General features: G+C 44.1%; 15 protein-coding genes. 7 read left to right on the top strand and 8 right to left on the bottom strand.

What is annotated here, in order from left to right; translation table 11 throughout:
• Window positions 1–29: 29 nt before the first annotated feature.
• From dprA to GJS45_RS15760, 3 genes are all read right to left on the bottom strand, one after another.
• Window positions 30–1,157 (bottom strand): DNA-processing protein DprA, encoded by a 1,128-nt coding sequence (dprA, locus tag GJS45_RS15770; RefSeq protein ID WP_162342823.1) that lies wholly within the window; start codon window positions 1,155–1,157, stop codon window positions 30–32.
• On the bottom strand, window positions 1,135–1,491 hold the full coding sequence (locus tag GJS45_RS15765; RefSeq protein WP_162342822.1) for a MerR family transcriptional regulator: 357 nt from the start codon (window positions 1,489–1,491) through the stop codon (window positions 1,135–1,137). Before GJS45_RS15765 ends, dprA begins: the two co-directional genes overlap by 23 nt.
• A 159-nt stretch (window positions 1,492–1,650) precedes the next feature.
• Complete coding sequence (locus GJS45_RS15760; RefSeq protein ID WP_162342821.1) at window positions 1,651–2,628, bottom strand: M23 family metallopeptidase; 978 nt, start codon at window positions 2,626–2,628, stop codon at window positions 1,651–1,653.
• A gap of 156 nt (window positions 2,629–2,784) precedes the next feature.
• Here GJS45_RS15760 and alaS point away from each other — a divergent pair, with 156 nt between their 5' ends.
• The 7 genes from alaS (at window position 2,785) to GJS45_RS15725 (ending at window position 12,794) form a co-directional block, all read left to right on the top strand.
• Window positions 2,785–5,421 (top strand): alanine--tRNA ligase, encoded by a 2,637-nt coding sequence (gene alaS / locus GJS45_RS15755; protein WP_162342820.1) that lies wholly within the window; start codon window positions 2,785–2,787, stop codon window positions 5,419–5,421.
• A 73-nt stretch (window positions 5,422–5,494) separates the two neighbouring features.
• A complete protein-coding gene (gene gatB / locus GJS45_RS15750) occupies window positions 5,495–6,976 on the top strand; it encodes an Asp-tRNA(Asn)/Glu-tRNA(Gln) amidotransferase subunit GatB (RefSeq protein WP_202928097.1) in 1,482 nt (493 codons plus the stop codon).
• Entirely contained in the window at window positions 6,976–8,097 is a 1,122-nt protein-coding gene (locus GJS45_RS15745) for a redoxin domain-containing protein (protein ID WP_394366595.1), read from the top strand. The genes gatB and GJS45_RS15745 overlap by 1 nt, the downstream gene beginning before the upstream one ends.
• Window positions 8,098–8,443: 346 nt before the next feature.
• Window positions 8,444–8,914 carry a nucleoid-structuring protein H-NS gene (locus tag GJS45_RS15740; protein WP_162342819.1) on the top strand — a complete coding sequence of 157 codons (471 nt, stop codon included), beginning with the start codon at window positions 8,444–8,446 and terminating at the stop codon, window positions 8,912–8,914.
• A 31-nt stretch (window positions 8,915–8,945) separates the two neighbouring features.
• A complete protein-coding gene (locus tag GJS45_RS15735; protein WP_092174978.1) occupies window positions 8,946–9,524 on the top strand; it encodes a hypothetical protein in 579 nt (192 codons plus the stop codon).
• Window positions 9,521–10,363 carry a hypothetical protein gene (locus GJS45_RS15730; protein WP_162342818.1) on the top strand — a complete coding sequence of 281 codons (843 nt, stop codon included), beginning with the start codon at window positions 9,521–9,523 and terminating at the stop codon, window positions 10,361–10,363. Before GJS45_RS15735 ends, GJS45_RS15730 begins: the two co-directional genes overlap by 4 nt.
• On the top strand, window positions 10,350–12,794 hold the full coding sequence (locus tag GJS45_RS15725; protein WP_162342817.1) for a leucine-rich repeat domain-containing protein: 2,445 nt from the start codon (window positions 10,350–10,352) through the stop codon (window positions 12,792–12,794). The genes GJS45_RS15730 and GJS45_RS15725 overlap by 14 nt, the downstream gene beginning before the upstream one ends.
• Before the next feature lie 68 nt (window positions 12,795–12,862).
• Here GJS45_RS15725 and GJS45_RS15720 read toward each other — a convergent pair whose 3' ends face one another.
• The 5 genes from GJS45_RS15720 to GJS45_RS15700 form a co-directional block, all read right to left on the bottom strand.
• The gene (locus GJS45_RS15720; protein ID WP_162342816.1) at window positions 12,863–13,357 is read right to left on the bottom strand and encodes a Dps family protein; all 495 of its coding nucleotides are present in this window, start codon (window positions 13,355–13,357) and stop codon (window positions 12,863–12,865) included.
• Window positions 13,358–13,538: 181 nt separating this feature from the next.
• The gene (locus GJS45_RS15715) at window positions 13,539–14,561 is read right to left on the bottom strand and encodes a hypothetical protein (RefSeq protein ID WP_162342815.1); all 1,023 of its coding nucleotides are present in this window, start codon (window positions 14,559–14,561) and stop codon (window positions 13,539–13,541) included.
• A gap of 12 nt (window positions 14,562–14,573) precedes the next feature.
• Window positions 14,574–14,900 (bottom strand): DUF3817 domain-containing protein, encoded by a 327-nt coding sequence (locus GJS45_RS15710; protein WP_162342814.1) that lies wholly within the window; start codon window positions 14,898–14,900, stop codon window positions 14,574–14,576.
• 7 nt (window positions 14,901–14,907) lie between these two features.
• Window positions 14,908–15,486, bottom strand: coding sequence for a hypothetical protein (locus tag GJS45_RS15705; protein ID WP_162342813.1), 579 nt, complete (start codon window positions 15,484–15,486; stop codon window positions 14,908–14,910).
• A gap of 5 nt (window positions 15,487–15,491) precedes the next feature.
• Window positions 15,492–16,031: an acyl-CoA thioesterase gene (locus tag GJS45_RS15700; protein ID WP_162342812.1), complete on the bottom strand. Its 540-nt coding sequence runs from the start codon at window positions 16,029–16,031 to the stop codon at window positions 15,492–15,494.

The raw sequence follows: 16,031 nt of genomic DNA, 5'->3' as shown, positions 1-16,031 counted from the left end.
AGGCATTTACGCGAGGGGCTTGGATTTTCTTATGGTTTATGGGTCCACTGGTATTTTTTTCCTGGGATCGCCTTTACAAATCCCAGAAATTCCAGATTTAAGAGTTTGATCGCAAGTTCGGCGATCGGAATCCCCATGTCCCGACTTAGCCAATCGATCTCCGCCTCATTTTTTTCAAATAGCCGCTCCAGCACCTTAACCTCAATGGAATCCAGATTGGATGTATCCGGTAGCCTCGCTGTAGGACCATTCTCTCCGGACTCCTTGTCCCAGGAAAGTGACTCTTCGATTTCCTTTACTCCCATGTAAATCCCGGCTTTCATACTGCGAATCAGATTATTGCATCCCTCACTGTATTTCGCCTGCAAATTACCCGGCACGGCGAAAACCTCCCGATTATAGCTGTAGGCAATTTCTGCCGTTATGAGGGCACCCCCTTTTTTTGCGGCTTCCACTACAATAAGCGCATCGGAAAGGCCTGCTATGATCCGGTTTCGTTGAGGGAAATTCATGGGGTTTAGTTTGGACCCAATTTTAAACTCGGATAGCAAGCCACCATTTTCCATCATTTGCGCGGCAGTGGCGGCGTGTGCGGCTGGATAGATGGTTTCCAGATCAGAACCCATGATGCCTATGGTGGGTAAATTTAGAGATAGGGCGGCCCGATGTGCCTCCACATCGATCCCGTAGGCCAGTCCGCTGATGATGGTAGGTTGGAAACGGGCCAGGTCTTCTGTGATTTTTTGGGTGATATTTTTGCCATACCTGCTTGCATTGCGGGTTCCCACGATACCTACTGTCCGGTCGGGATTAAGATTCAGGTTGCCCTTGGTAAAGAGAATGGGAGGTGCATCGGGGATACCTCGTAGCCGGTCTGGAAAAGTACTATCCGGGTAACAGTGTACCTGAATGTTTTTTTTGGCAGCCACCTCAAGTAAGGAGGCTGCTTCACTCAGATAAGTGTCTTTGGATTTTCGGTGGGCAAGTAGCTTAGGTCCAATACCCGGAATTTTGGCCGCCTTTCCCTGTGGAAGCGTGAAAAAATTTTCAGCCGATCCGCAATAGCTGATGATGGTCTTGAAAATGCTGGGGCCTAGTTTGGGAACCAGACTTAGTGCCACCGTATGCAAAACCTTACTGCTCTGTTCCTTGCTCATCCAGATTTTCCCTGATTTCAATCAAAAAACTTCTGATTTCGTGTAGCCTATGGATCATCGACGCAGTGTCCTGTATCTTGTGCAGGTCTTTTTTGATGATTTCCTGAGCACCGGTTAGCGTGTAACCCTTTTCTTTTACCAGGTGATAGATGAGCTGAAGTTTTTCAATGTCATCTTTGGTAAACCTACGGTTTCCTTTCTTATCTTTTTTGGGTTTGATGATGTCGAATTCACCTTCCCAATAGCGGATTAGGGAAGTAGCCACCTTGAATTTATCGGCCACTTCTCCTATAGAAAAGTATTTTTTCTCTATTTCTTTTTCTCTGTAAGGCAATTTGCAGGTAGTTTTTCACCAAAAATATACAATTTAATCGGCAAACAACATAGGTTTACGGGTAACTATTTTCCGTAGTGGTTAGCCGGTAAAAATAAAAGACCAGAAACATATCCCGTCATAATGGAAATGTTTCTGGCCTTGAGAAGCTTCTTTATATTAGGACAGGGACTGGTTTTCTCTGGAAGCCAATTCCAGTATTTTGTCAAATTCAGAGGGTTCCAGATCTTTAAAGAAGTAATTTACCGGATTAACGTACTTGTCATCTTTGATTACTTCATAGTGAACGTGAGGAGCGGTAGAAGACCCTGTATTACCTACCGAACCAATTTTGTCACCTCTTTTAATTTTATCTCCAACCCTGACATCAAAATCGTTCATATGTGCGTATCGGGTTTTAAATCCGAAACCATGATCAATAATAATGGATTTACCATAGCCTCCAAATTCGGTTCGAACCCGTTCCACCACACCATCACCGGTGGAGTAAATAGGCGTGCCTTTGGGCGCGGAGAAATCCACGCCGGTATGCATTTTCCTAACTTTCAAAATGGGGTGCAGCCGAACACCATATCCAGAAGCAAGGCGATTTAGCTCTTCGTTATGTATGGGCTGTATGGCAGGAATAGAAGCCCAATACTCTTCCTTGTTCATCGCCGTTTCAGATAGTTCATCGTAAGATTCCCACTGGATGAAGAGCTGTCTTTTAAGTGTTTCTACTTTACTGGAAACCGAAACGATCATTTTTTCCTGATTCAAACCCTTCTCTTTAATCTCCCGAAACCGGTCTGAACCCCCAAAACCTGCTTTCCTGACGGAAGTGGGAATCGGTTCCGATTCGAAAATAACCCGGTATAGGTTATCATCACGCTCCTGCAGGTCAGCCATCATCGTGTTTAGTTGCCCGACTTCCTGCTCGAGCAGCTCGTAATAAAGTTTCAGTTCCCGGTTTTCTTTTTTCAGCATTAATTCTTTGGGGCTGTCAAAATAATAATGGAAGACCAACAATATCCCTACTGCCAACATAGATGATAAGGACAAAAAACCCAATAGGTTTAGGGTTACATCCCACTTGCTTCTGACATACCGTTCGTACTTGCAGGTTTTGGGATCGTAATAATATTTTATTCTACTCATTTAACAAATAGTACGTTAAAACTGCTAATTTTGTAATCCGAAAAAAAAATCGGATAATTTCATTACTACCAGAAAATCACTTATTTGGGTGTTTGGGTACAAAGATAATCCAAAAACTTTATAATTTCCAAGTAATTCATTCTAAGCTAACTAAATATGAATTCAAAACAAATCAGAAGCCAATTCATTGAATTTTTTCAATCAAAAAAGCATCAATTTGTTTCTTCTGCACCAATCGTAGTGAAGAATGATCCTTCGTTAATGTTTACTAACGCAGGAATGAATCAATTTAAGGATTTTTTCCTTGGAAATGAAATTCCGACTCATTTTCGAGTAACTAACAGTCAAAAGTGCCTTAGGGTTTCGGGAAAACACAATGATTTGGAGGAAGTCGGGGTGGATACCTATCATCATACCATGTTTGAGATGATGGGAAACTGGTCTTTTGGCGATTATTTTAAGCAAGAAGCCATCGCCTGGGCCTGGGAGTTGCTCACGGATGTTTACAAGCTGCCCATAGACCGTATGTACGTGACCGTATTCGGCGGGGACCGGGAAGACGGGATGGAAGAGGATAAGGAAGCCTTTGCCTATTGGGAGGAATGGATCGATCGGGAGAAGATCCTGTTTGGTTCTAAAAAGGATAATTTTTGGGAGATGGGAGAAACCGGCCCCTGTGGTCCCTGCTCGGAGATACACATTGATATGCGGTCTCAGGAGGAGATCGATCGGATTCCGGGAAAAGACTTAGTCAATGCAGATCATCCCCAGGTAATTGAAATCTGGAACCTGGTTTTTATCCAATATAACCGGTTTTCGGACGGGCATCTGAAAGCACTCCCTTCACAGCATGTGGATACCGGAATGGGACTGGAACGTTTGGTGCGAGTTATTCAGCAGAAGGCATCCAATTACGATACGGATCTGTTTGTACCCTTTATAGAAAAAATAGCTGCCATTTCCGGTTACCAATACGGGCAATCTGAAAAAACAGACATTGCGTTTCGGGTGATTGTGGATCATATCCGGGCGATATCCTTCACTATAGCCGATGGGCAGCTGCCCTCCAATAATAAAGCAGGATACGTTATCCGTAGAATACTTCGGAGAGCCGTTCGGTACGGGTACACCTTTCTCGACCTGAAAGCTCCCTTTCTATACCAGCTCGTGGCTGTTTTGGCAGAAAAATTCGGCGAGTTTTATCCTGAAATAGCAGAACAGCAAGCGTTTATTGCTAAAGTGATTCAGGAAGAGGAGCTAGCCTTTCTCCGAACACTCGATAAGGGGCTCAAAAATCTGGAAAACATCCAGCAGTCCCTGGAAGTAAAAAAGGAACAGGTGATACCCGGAGAAATTGCCTTCGAATTGTACGATACCTATGGGTTTCCGCTAGACTTGACTTCCCTGATCGCCAGAGAAAATGGGCTAAGTGTCGACGAAAAGGGCTTTGAGCAGGCCATGATCCTTCAAAAGCAACGCTCAAGGTCTGCCGCTCAACTGGAAACCGGAGACTGGATGACCGTATACGAGGAGGAAAGTGAAGGATTTGTAGGCTATGATAGGCTCCATGCACAGGCCCGAATCATCAAGTACCGTAAAATTAAAGATAAGAAATCTGACCGGTTTCAATTGGTTTTAAGCCAGACACCCTTCTATGCAGAAAGCGGCGGACAGGTAGGGGACACCGGTACCCTAAGTAGCGGAAACGAGGTGGTTCAGGTACTGGATACGAAAAAGGAAAACGATCTGATCGTCCATTGGGTAGATAAATTACCAGAACGCATTGATAATGAATTTTTCTGCCAGGTAAACGACGAAAAAAGGGCAAGAATCAAAGCCAATCATACGGCTACCCACTTGTTGCAGGCGGCGTTGAAAAAAGTGCTGGGGACCCATGTGCAGCAAAAAGGCTCCTTGGTCAACGAGCAGATACTTCGTTTTGATTTTTCGCATTTTGCGAAAATGACTCCTGAAGAAATCACGCAGACAGAAGCCATCGTAAATGCGAAAATCAGGAAAAACATTTCGCTAAGAGAGCAACGGAATGTACCCATCGAGGAAGCAAAGGCCCAGGGAGCCACGGCGCTTTTCGGGGAGAAGTATGGGGATTTTGTTCGGGTGATCACTTTTGACCCGGAGTTTTCGGTAGAACTGTGTGGAGGAACACACGTAAAAGCCACCGGAGAGATTGGTTTTTTTAAGTTGATTTCTGAAAGCTCCATTTCAGCGGGGGTCCGGCGAGTGGAGGCGGTTACCGGCAAGCAGGCAGAAGCCTTTGTGAATAAGCAGTCTCAACTGATTCAGGAAGTCCAGGAACGGTTAAAAAACCCTAAAGATCTGGTGGGTGCGATCGAGGCGTTGGCAGAAGAACGGTCCCTTCTTCGCAAAGAGATTGAAGTTTTGCACCTGAAAGCTACCGAAGAGATAAAAGAAAGCCTGAAAAATCAGGCAAAATCCTTGAACGGTTACCAATTGGTATCAGCTTTGATTAAATTGCCCAATGGAGAAGCGTTAAAAAAGCTTTCTTTTGAGTTAAAAAATGAAATGGAGGACTTGATAGCCATCCTGGCAGCCGATATCGGCGGTAAACCCCAACTAGCAGTTGTCATAAGTGACAGCCTTGTAAAGGAAAAGGGGCTACATGCCGGAAATTTGGTAAAGGAGCTCGCCAAGGAAATAAATGGTGGAGGCGGGGGACAGCCCTTTTATGCCACAGCTGGGGGAAAAGATTCCTCAGGTTTGCCGCGTGTGCTTTCCAAAGCGGATGCCATCCTTCGGGATTCCTTGAAATAATTTTGCCTATTCCAGATTTGGTTTTGGGGGAATTCTCTGCCATTTTTGGAACAATAAATGTAATGATTAAGCGATGATTGACGAAAAATCCATTTCCTCAGCTGATGCCATTCGGGAAAAATACGAGTTGGTGATAGGGTTGGAGGTTCATGCCCAACTACTCACCAATAGTAAAATGTATACCTCGGATGCGACCACTTATGGTAACATGCCCAATACGAACGTGTCCGTCATTACCCTCGGGCACCCGGGTACCTTGCCGAAGGTAAATAAGCGGGCGGTGGAATATGCGATTAAAATGGGCTTGGCATGCCACTGCTCCATTACCAGAAGAAATGTCTTTGCCAGGAAGAATTATTTTTACCCGGATCTGCCCAAAGGGTATCAGCTTACTCAGGACAAAAATCCGATCTGTGTAGGCGGGCATGTACCGATCGTGTTGTCGAGTGGGGAAAAAAAGGACATTGCGCTTACCCGGATTCACATGGAAGAGGATGCGGGCAAGTCCATTCACCTGGCAGGAGAAGTGGACACCCTGGTGGATTTTAATCGGGCAGGCGTACCACTGATAGAAATCGTCACAGAACCCGATATGCGCTCTTCAGAAGAGGCGTACAACTTGCTGATAGAGATCAAAAAGCTGGTGAAATACCTGGAGATTTGTGATGGAAACATGGAAGAGGGTTCCCTGCGTTGCGACGCCAATGTATCGGTTAGACGCTGGGGCGACAACGTGTTGGGGAAGAAAGTGGAAGTAAAAAATATGAACTCTTTTCGGAATGTAGCACGGGCCATCGAACACGAATTCGAGCGGCAGGCCCGGCTTCTGGAAGAAGGAAAGGAAATCATCTCCGAAACCAGGACCTTTGATGCGACTTCCGGGCTAACGGGCAGCATGCGAACCAAGGAAGACCTCAACGATTACCGGTATTTTCCGGAACCGGACTTGAGTCCAGTGGTCATTTCCGAAGAGTGGCTTCAGTCGGTAAAAGCCGAAATGCCGGTTTTGCCGGGAGTTCTTTTTTCTAAATTCGTTGACACCTATGGTTTGCCCGAATACGATGCAGGGGTACTTACGGACCAAAAGGAGATTGCGCTTTGGTTTGAAACCCTCTGTAACCATACCCAAAACTACAAAAGTGCCTCGAATTGGCTAATGGGCCCTGTAAAATCATATTTGAACGAATTGACGCTTGGGATTGCCGATTTCCCCATAAGTCCTGAAAAACTGGCCGAACTCATCAGCCTGATCGATGAAGGGAAAGTCAGCTACACCGCAGCTTCCCAAAAAGTTTATCCTGAATTATTACAACATCCGGAGCGGTCTCCACTCGAAATTGCGCAGGAGTTAAACCTGATTCAGGATAGTGATGAGGATACCATCAAACCGGTCATTGAAGCGATTCTCGCTGAAAATGAAGCCAAGGTGCTGGAATACCGGTCCGGAAAAAAGGGGCTGATGGGCATGTTTATGGGACAGGTAATGAAGAAATCCAAGGGAAAGGCAGACCCAAAGATTGCCAGTAAAATTTTAACTGAATTATTGGAACAGTGATGATGAAAAAATGGATTTATAATATTTTTTCCCTGGGGATAGCGATGGGCTTCCTTTTCTCATGTGGGGAAGAAGAAAAACAAGTGTTTGATGGTCAGGTTACCATCTCTGGTCAAATTCAAAATCGGCCGGAGGGGGAGTTGGTGTTGTCTCAGTACGATAATAACAGTATCAACGTGCTGGATACCTTGATGGTCGCAGATAATGGAGAATTTTCCTACGATTTGGATCTGGAGTCGCCCAACTTTTACGAACTGGACCTTTTTGGTGCGAAAACGGTGCGCCTGGCACTCTATGAGGAAGACGTGCAGGTCAGTTATGACTTCAACACCGAGGAACTTCAACTGTCGGGCTCCTCTGATAGCCAACTGGTAGTGGCCATTGACTCGCTCACGACGGTTTATCAGGAAGCGGGAAATGAACTTAACTCCGCCTTCTATGAGGCCATGGCAGATAAGGATCAGGAAAAAATCAAACAAATCCAGGAGCAAGCCATGGATCTGGAGTTGGACCACGCAGAGAAAATCAAGGAGATTATCGCAGAAAGTGATGGGAGTTTCGCTGCCCTGGCAGGAATGGGCATGCTAGACCCCCGAACCGATTTTAACTACCTGGATAGTCTAATAACAGGCCTGGGTGAGCGGTATCCGGATATGAAGCTTATCACTTCCTGGAAGCAAGAACTGGATGAATTGAGAGCCCTGTCTATTGGGCAGCCAGCGCCTGAAATATCCCTTCCCAATCCAGAGGGGGATATAGTGAAATTATCGGATTTGCAAGGCAAATATGTTTTGGTCGACTTCTGGGCAGGCTGGTGCAAGCCCTGTAGGGATGAGAACCCCAATGTGGTCAGACTTTATAACAAATACAAGGGGGATGGGTTTGAGGTATTTGGGGTGTCCCTGGACCGTACCCGGGAAATGTGGCTAAAAGCAATAGAAGAAGATGGTTTGGAGTGGACTCAGGTTTCGGATTTAAAATATTTTAATTCGGAAGCTGCTGCCACCTATCAAATCAACGCCATCCCCGCTACCTATATGATTGACCCCGAGGGAAATATACTAGCGAAAGATCTGCGAGGAAGATCCCTGGAAAGAAAATTGGAGGAATTATTCGATTAAATGAGGATTTGACCGTTAAAATAATCTTTTCTAACAATCTGGACTTAGTAATTCAGTAGCAATTTGGATAATTAACAATGAACTGATCATTCCGTGTGTAATTGATAAAATAATTCCCTATTATTGGATAAGATTTATTACAAATCTTCTGTTTATAAAAAGGGAGTATCGAAGTATTTGTACGAATAAATTTGTCACCCATGGCCAAATTTGTGTCATTAGAAAAGAATAACCGTAAGCACAAACAAAAATAAATTTCCCAATCTCCGATGTAAAGCAGAAAAGCAGGGTGGTACTAAAACCCCGGCACTTGATTTGCATTTAACTTAAAAACCATTCAATTCTTATGAAAAAAAGAAACCTAAAATTTCCCTTGACACGGTCATTTGCCGTGATGCTATTCGTTTTGCTAGCCATGGGAGCATGTAAAAGTAAAAAAAAGGTAGTTGAGGCAGAGCCTGAACCAGCACCTGTAGAAGAGCCAGCTCCTGAGCCAGAACCAGAGCCGGAACAGCCTTCCGCTGAAGAAGTTGCTGTCGGAAAACTGGAAAGTTACTTCGATGCGGTGGCCAATGCTTCCACCCTTCAAAGTGCCAATAATACGATCCGGGAAGCGATGGGAATGTTTTCCAATCAAAATACGCCCGTGCTGATTGTCATCCATGAGGAAAGTGGCGTGAAAGATTATGATGAACCGACGACCATTGAAAGGTATCTTAACTATCTCAAAGACACCAAAAAGAATCTGAATTTTATCAGTGACATCAGAATGGATGGATCCGGGAAGGTCACCGAACTAGAACTTAGAAGAAGATAATTTTAAAAAACATAAAAGAAAGTAAGTGATTATGAAAAAATATATCCCATCCCTTTTGATCTTTTTCCTGGCGACCTCTATCTCGGTATTTGCGCAGGACGAAAGCATAAGTCCTCAAAGAAAGCAAGCCATTGATTCTCTTGCGTTGGAAAAAGTAAAGGACCTTAGTAAGTACATCAGTATTATCGGAAGTAAAGAAACGCAATTTTCTGAAGCCACCCGCGTTATGGACCGAGCCGAAGAGTTGTTTGCTCCGGACGCAGAAATGGGAGTGTCTTCTATAAATACCAATGAGATCGCCTACTATAAAATCAGAAGGTATTTTGAGCGATTGATGGCGTTGAATTACGATCGCGTTAATATCAGTTGGTACGATATCCACTACATTAGCGATTTGGAAAGACAACCTGACGGCAGGTATGTGGGGGTCATCACCATCTACCAACGATTCGAAGGAACTTCGCAAGAAGCCGGACTTAATTACAGAGACACCACCAAAAAAGACATTACGATTTACGTAGAGAAGAAGCAAACCCAGATTTCCGGAAGAACCATTGAGTTTTGGGATGTGCTACTGGGAGACGTGAGAGTGACGGAAACATCAGCATGAGAATAGTACCCCTAATTACGCTAATTACCATAATCTTATCTATACATTCCGCTCCGGGGCAGACCTTGAACAGCTCCGGGCGGATTATAGATGATGGCAGATTCGCTGCCGCAACCAAACAAGTCAATCAATTTTTTAGAAGATTTAATGCCGAAGAAAGCAAAGATGGGACGGTCAGGTACCTACCTGACGATGAAAATTACCACAATACGGACCTAAGGAAATCCTTTATCAATATCCTTTTTGATAATGAAACATCCGATGTAAGTAATGAATTGAAAAGGGAATTCATCAATCATGTGGTTTCGGATACCTATCCGCAGTTTCTCAATTTTCACGGAGGAGATTGGTTTTCAGAAGTCAATACCGTTTTCAATTATAATGGAGAAAGGCTGGAAGTGGTATTGTTTTTGAAGCTACAGCCACAAGGACTGGGTTACGAATGGGTCATCGAAAACGTTTCCTTTGACCCCTTTACCGATGCCTTTGACAAACCGGAAGGAGATGAAAAGAAATTTCTTCATCCCCTCAGTCACGAATTGGGATTTATGAACTTAAGGAAGGCGATCGTGGAAGATCCCAAGCCGGAATCGTATACTCCGGATGACTATCAACCGGACTACCTCACGCTTTTTCTTTATGAAATAAAGAAAGACAGATTGAAATTTGTTACTGTAAAAGATACCAGGTTTCATTTTTTTCAAATTGACAACTGGTACTTTGAGCTTTCACAGTTCAATCGTCCGGGCTTCAACACGGGTTGGCTTATTGCCAATCTGATGAAATTAGAGGATGGAGATAAGCAAATTATACTGAATTACATCTATGACAGGAATTAGATCAATTGTTTCAATCCTGCTTTTTTTTTGTACCCAAATAGCCTTTACCCAGGATTTAGGAGGGTACAGTAAACAGGAAATCAAGGATTTTACCCAGCAGGCGGAAGATCAGGTCCGTTTTTTGCAATATTTTCTCAATACCGTTGGAAGTAGTGAAACTTCTGCCAGAGATAAGGATGTAATCATCCGGGAAAGTTATAAAAAGATATTTAGAGACGAACAGGTCCAGGTAGAAGATGACTTGCTGACAGATAGGCAAGTGATCACCAATAAAAGCATCGTTTCTTACCTCAAAGACATAGAGTTCTTTTTTAAAGACGTGGCGTTCGAATTTAAAGTCAAGGAAATCGAACCAAAGCTAAACGATCAAGAGGAATTGTTTTTTGAAATCTCCCTCGATAGGACCCTTACCGGAGTGGGCTTGAATAATGAACCCGTCGAAAATACCAAAGGGAGGTATATTGAAATTAATCTTGACCGGGATTCCAATGAGCTCAAGATTGCCAGCATGTATACCACCAAGCTCAGCAGGGATGAAGAATTGATCGATTGGTGGAACTCCCTGTCGCTGGAGTGGGAGACCGTAATCCGGGAGAAGTTTGACCTGCAGGAAGATTCCGTCTCGCTCGACATGCTGTATAAAGTATCCAGCCTGGATTCACTCAATCTGTCCGGAAACCGACTACTCGTGGACCTTTCACCGATCCAGGTGTTTCAGAACCTGACATACGTTGATATCAGCCATACCCGAATCGAAGAATTGGCACCAATCAGCAATGTGACGTTTCTGTCGTACCTGAATATTGCGCATACGCCCACCTCGGATATTCAGTTTGTCAAATATTCGGATAAGTTGACCTACCTGGACATATCGGGTACAGAGGTTACGAATATCGAGGAATTGGGTAGCCTGAAAAATTTGAAGGTGTTCAGTGCCGTCCAAACCCCGCTTACCGGTTTTGGCGTGTTGGAAAATTTTACCGAACTGGTTCATCTTGATTTGGAGGAAAGTGGATTTAATAACATTGAAAACATCCAGCCTTTGACCAAGCTGAAGACGCTTAATCTGAAAGGGAATTACTTGATTAATTTTGGATTTTTATCCGAATTGAAGAAGCTGGAAGAAATCAATCTGGAAGCGACCAATATATTGGATTTATCGCCACTCGCTGAACTACCCGCACTTTGGCGTGTCAATATTAACGGTACGGAGGTGAGCCAACTGGATCCATTGAGCGGATCAAGTTCCATCCAGCGAATATACGCTGACCGAACCAGCATTTCAGAAAATGCGGCAGAGGCTTTCGCCAGAACCAACCGGGGAATTTTACTCATTCACAATGTGGAAAATCTCCAAACCTGGTGGGAGACCCTTCCCGAGGGTTGGAATCAGGTATTTATCCAGAAATTGCCAAATTTAGGAAAGGGTAAGCCAAGTATTGAAGCCTTGTCCGAGCTTGTGAACATAGACTCGCTAATGCTCAATGACAGCCGAATTGTCAACCTGCGGCCTGCGTTGAAATTCAAAAATGCGGTATATATTTCCTTCGAAAACACCCAGGTGGAGGACCTTTCTCCCTTGGCCGAAATGAAGAGCCTGGAACACATCCAGGCAGATCAAAGTGGTGTAAGAAATCTGGGAGCATTACAAGAATTGAATAATCTGAAAATGATTTCCTTCGCTGGTACTGAACTTAATACCGTCGCCCCTTTAAAAGGACTCCAGACGCTAGAATTCATCAATTTGGATCAAACGGAGGTAGCCGATTGGGAAATCCAGGAGCTTGCTAGCTTGCTTCCCAAGGCCACGATCGTTTTCCGTTCGGAGGAATTAGCTCTATGGTGGGAAAGTCTTGATGACACATGGAAGAATTTGTTTAGTAATCAATTCGATCTTACCTCCAATCCGGAGACAAGAGCATTGCACCGGATGACTGCCAGTACCTCCATTACGATAGAAAATGAAGACATTTCCAACCTGGAACCTTTGTTGCTTTTCTTTAAATTGAAAGAATTGCGGATAACAAGCGTTCCGTTACAAGATCCCTCTGCCATTTCCAGGTTAGAAGGGCTGGAATTGCTACAGTTGGTTGAGACACCATTCCGTGACCTGTCCGTTCTCCAACCACTCAGCTTCCTGGAAGAGCTCGATCTCTCCAATACCGCGGTAGAAGATTTGGATCCGCTCAGTGATTTGGGAAGGCTTAGGCATTTAAACCTTTCGGGTACCAATATCCGCAATCTGAAAGGATTGGAAATGCTCTATGATTTGAGGCATTTGGATATTGCCAGCACCAGTGTAAGAAATCTGAATCCCATCAGTCACATGATTAATCTGGAACGGCTGGTGTGCTATAATACGCGTATCAGTAGTCGAAACGTTGGAAAGTTCCAGGAAGAGCTTCCCGATTGTGAAGTAAGGTATTATTAATGGAACAAAAAAAGGCTATCAGGATTACCTGATAGCCTTTTTCAGTATTGATGCTACACGGGTCTTCTTTATTCTTTGATGAAAGAAGTCAGCATCCAGTGGTGCAATTCCAGGCTTTTAATAAAGGCGATTAGCATGTCTTCTGTGGCCGTGTCTCCCAGGTCTGCTACCTTGATGGCGCACTCGTTCATCGTATCTACCAAGACCTGAAAGTCTCGAAGTACTTCCTCTACCATTTCTTTTGAGCTTAGGTCGGTACCGACCTCTTCAATGTCGGCATGTTGCAGGTAGTCTTTCATAAGGCTGTAGGGAGTCATTCCAAATACCCGAATTCGCTCAGCAATGAGGTCAATATTGGCAAAGGACTCATCGTACAGTTCTTCAAATTTTTCATGTAAGTCGAAGAAATCGCTTCCGGTAACGTTCCAGTGGAAATTACGCAGCTTTTGGTAATGCACGTGGTAATTGGCCAAAAGCTTATTAAGGGAACTTACTATTTTTTCGGACTCGTCTTTATTATATCCTAGCTTCTTAAAAACTCTTTTTTCTGCTGTCGCACTCATAACAATTTTTTTAAATTTAAAACTTCTTTTAACTGATTTCTACGTCAAATAATGGATCATAAATGATGCCAATTTTTCATGACAAATACTTACTTATAGACATTATTAGCTGATTTTTGTTTTGGATTCAGGCTTTTTTGTTGCCGAATCAAAAGAATCATCCGAACCGCTCCTAAAAATTTCACCGGTGGAGGACCTGATTCAAGCTTATCCTTAGGATCTCACCCATGTTATTACAACGTAAAAAATCCGCATTTTTATAATGCCTACCAAGTTCCTGCTTTAGGGTATAGGTGTTTTCTTCGGTGGAAAGCAGGTCTTTCTCCATGCTGTTGAGAATGTCGGTGATTTCCTTGGGGGAGCTTTTCAGCCGGGTAGCAATCAGCGCCCTCTCTTCTTTCTGATATTGGGCCATGGACTCCGGCGTAATGTGCCGGATTCCCAATTGGATCAGAGCGTTGTTTTGTTTGAAATACTGGGGTAAATAGATCGATTTCTTCCCTTCATAAGACTGTTGGTCAAAATCGATGGAGCGGATCCGGTAGTGCGTTTCTTCAAAATCCGGTGTCACATCTACCACAAAATTAGAAGAATGCATGTCCCCTAATAAGCGGACAAAGCACCTTTCGTTGAATTTAACAAACTCTTTGGACAACCGGATGGGGTTTAGCAAGGGATCGTGGATCTGTTGCTTCATAAATTGCTCACCAGGTATCCCAGCTATGTGTTCCTCAATTAGCGAGTCGCGGTATACCAGGTATCCGATTCTGTTGGGGGATAGTAAATGCTCCAACTCCAGTCCATACACCCTGGAGGCATCGGCATTTTTGATATAGAAATAATCAAAGTTATCGTTGATCCGATTGACAATCCGGACCCGAAAAGGTTGCGTATTTCCGTAGGTGCACAGGTCTATTCGATCCACATACAAGTGCTGCATGACTGTCATGTCCCCGTCCGCTTTTAGAAGAGCATAGATTTTTTTTACCTTGTAATGAATCTCGTTTCGATCCGACTCATCATAAAATACCGTTTCCCAAAGCGTGTCATTTCCTTTAAAGTCATAGAGAGCGATCGAATTGGTGTACCGTAGTAATTCCTTGTAATGAATGGGGATATCGACTTCCCTTCCATACTTGATCAGGTAGGCTCGCAGGTTCTCGCTGATCGGATAAATTATCTTTTTTTTACTGATGACCGCCATCGGATCTGAATCTTACTGTTTTTGTTCTTCCAGATTTTGTTCCTGTTTGCGCAATTTTCGGTCAAACAAGAAAGGGCCAAAAGGCAAAACCGCGGCAATGAGACCGAAAAGCGCATTTTGAAAGGACCATCGCAGTTTCCGGGAGGTCGGAAAAAGAACCAAAACGTAGACAATAAATAATATTCCGTGAATCCAACCGACATAGTTCACCATGTCAGGAAGTTCAAATATCCACTTCAGCGGCATCGCAATAAATACCAGCACCAACATGGAGGTGCCCTCGGTAAGGCTGATGATCCGGAATCGTTTTACAATAGCCAATCTTTCTTCATTTGTCATATTAATGTTATTTTACGTTGAAAAAGACCTGGAGGGTGTCCCACAGTTTTCGTTTTAATGGAACATTTTTTTCCAATTCTTCCAGTTCGTCTGCAAAGAAATACTCCAGAGGATCCTGCATGATACGGTAATTTTCCTTTTTTAATTTCATCAAAGGATGGTGAATGGTTCCGAAAAGGATCAGCTTACCGGGGCTCAATTGGGCCAATGGGTCCTCGTTACTTTCTTTGAGGGATTTTTCAGAAACCAGAGCGATGTCTTTCAGCGATAAATTTACGGCACGGAATATTTTTAGCAAAAACTCCCGGGTACCGGAATGAAGTTCCTCTCCCTGGTAGACGATCAAAATGGATTTTTGAAACTCGCCCTCGTAGGGGAGAGGTTCCGGATCAGGGCTGCCGGATGGTTGAGCTACTTCCATTGTCTCCTCCAGCAGTTCGGAAGCTTCTTGTTCCAGCTCCAGACGGGATGCCAGCTGTGCGGCGGCTAATTTTTCACGCACCTCGTCTTTTATGACGAAAATATCTTCCGTTAGAAAGAGTTTTAGTTCGTGGTTGTTCATTTCAGATGCAGTGCTTTTCGTCATACAATTTATTGCTTTTGGCTGACCCCTTCCAAATCGAACAGGGACTTTAATTCGGTGGCCTCCTGTGGGTCCATGCGTTTAGCCAGAATAAGGCGCAGCTGCCTTCGTCTGAGCGCCCCGTCAAACAGTTCCTTTTCCCGTTCGGTGATGGGTTCAAGGGGTGGGACTTTTACCGGATGCCCCTTATCATCCACGGCGACAAAAGTGAAGAATGCCTTGTGCGTGGCGTACCTGGATCTGGCCGGAATGTCTTCGGCGATCACTTCGATAAAGATTTCCATGGACGTGGAAAATGCCCGGGTCACCTGCGCTTTCAAGGTCACCACATTTCCCAGCGCTATGGGGTTTCTAAAGGAAATATTGTCCACAGAAGCAGTTACCACAATCGAATTGGAATGCCGCTGCGCGGAAATGGCAGCAACCACATCCATCCAATGCATTAATTTTCCGCCCATTAGATTGTTCAGGGTATTCGTATCATTCGGCAACACCATCTCGGTCTTGATTACTTCCGAGTCCTGCACGTGTTTTTTTACTGTTGTCAT

The sequence above is a fragment of the Cyclobacterium salsum genome (assembly GCF_010119245.1).
Taxonomy (GTDB): domain Bacteria; phylum Bacteroidota; class Bacteroidia; order Cytophagales; family Cyclobacteriaceae; genus Cyclobacterium; species Cyclobacterium salsum.
This window is presented reverse-complemented; position numbering and strand designations above follow the sequence as displayed.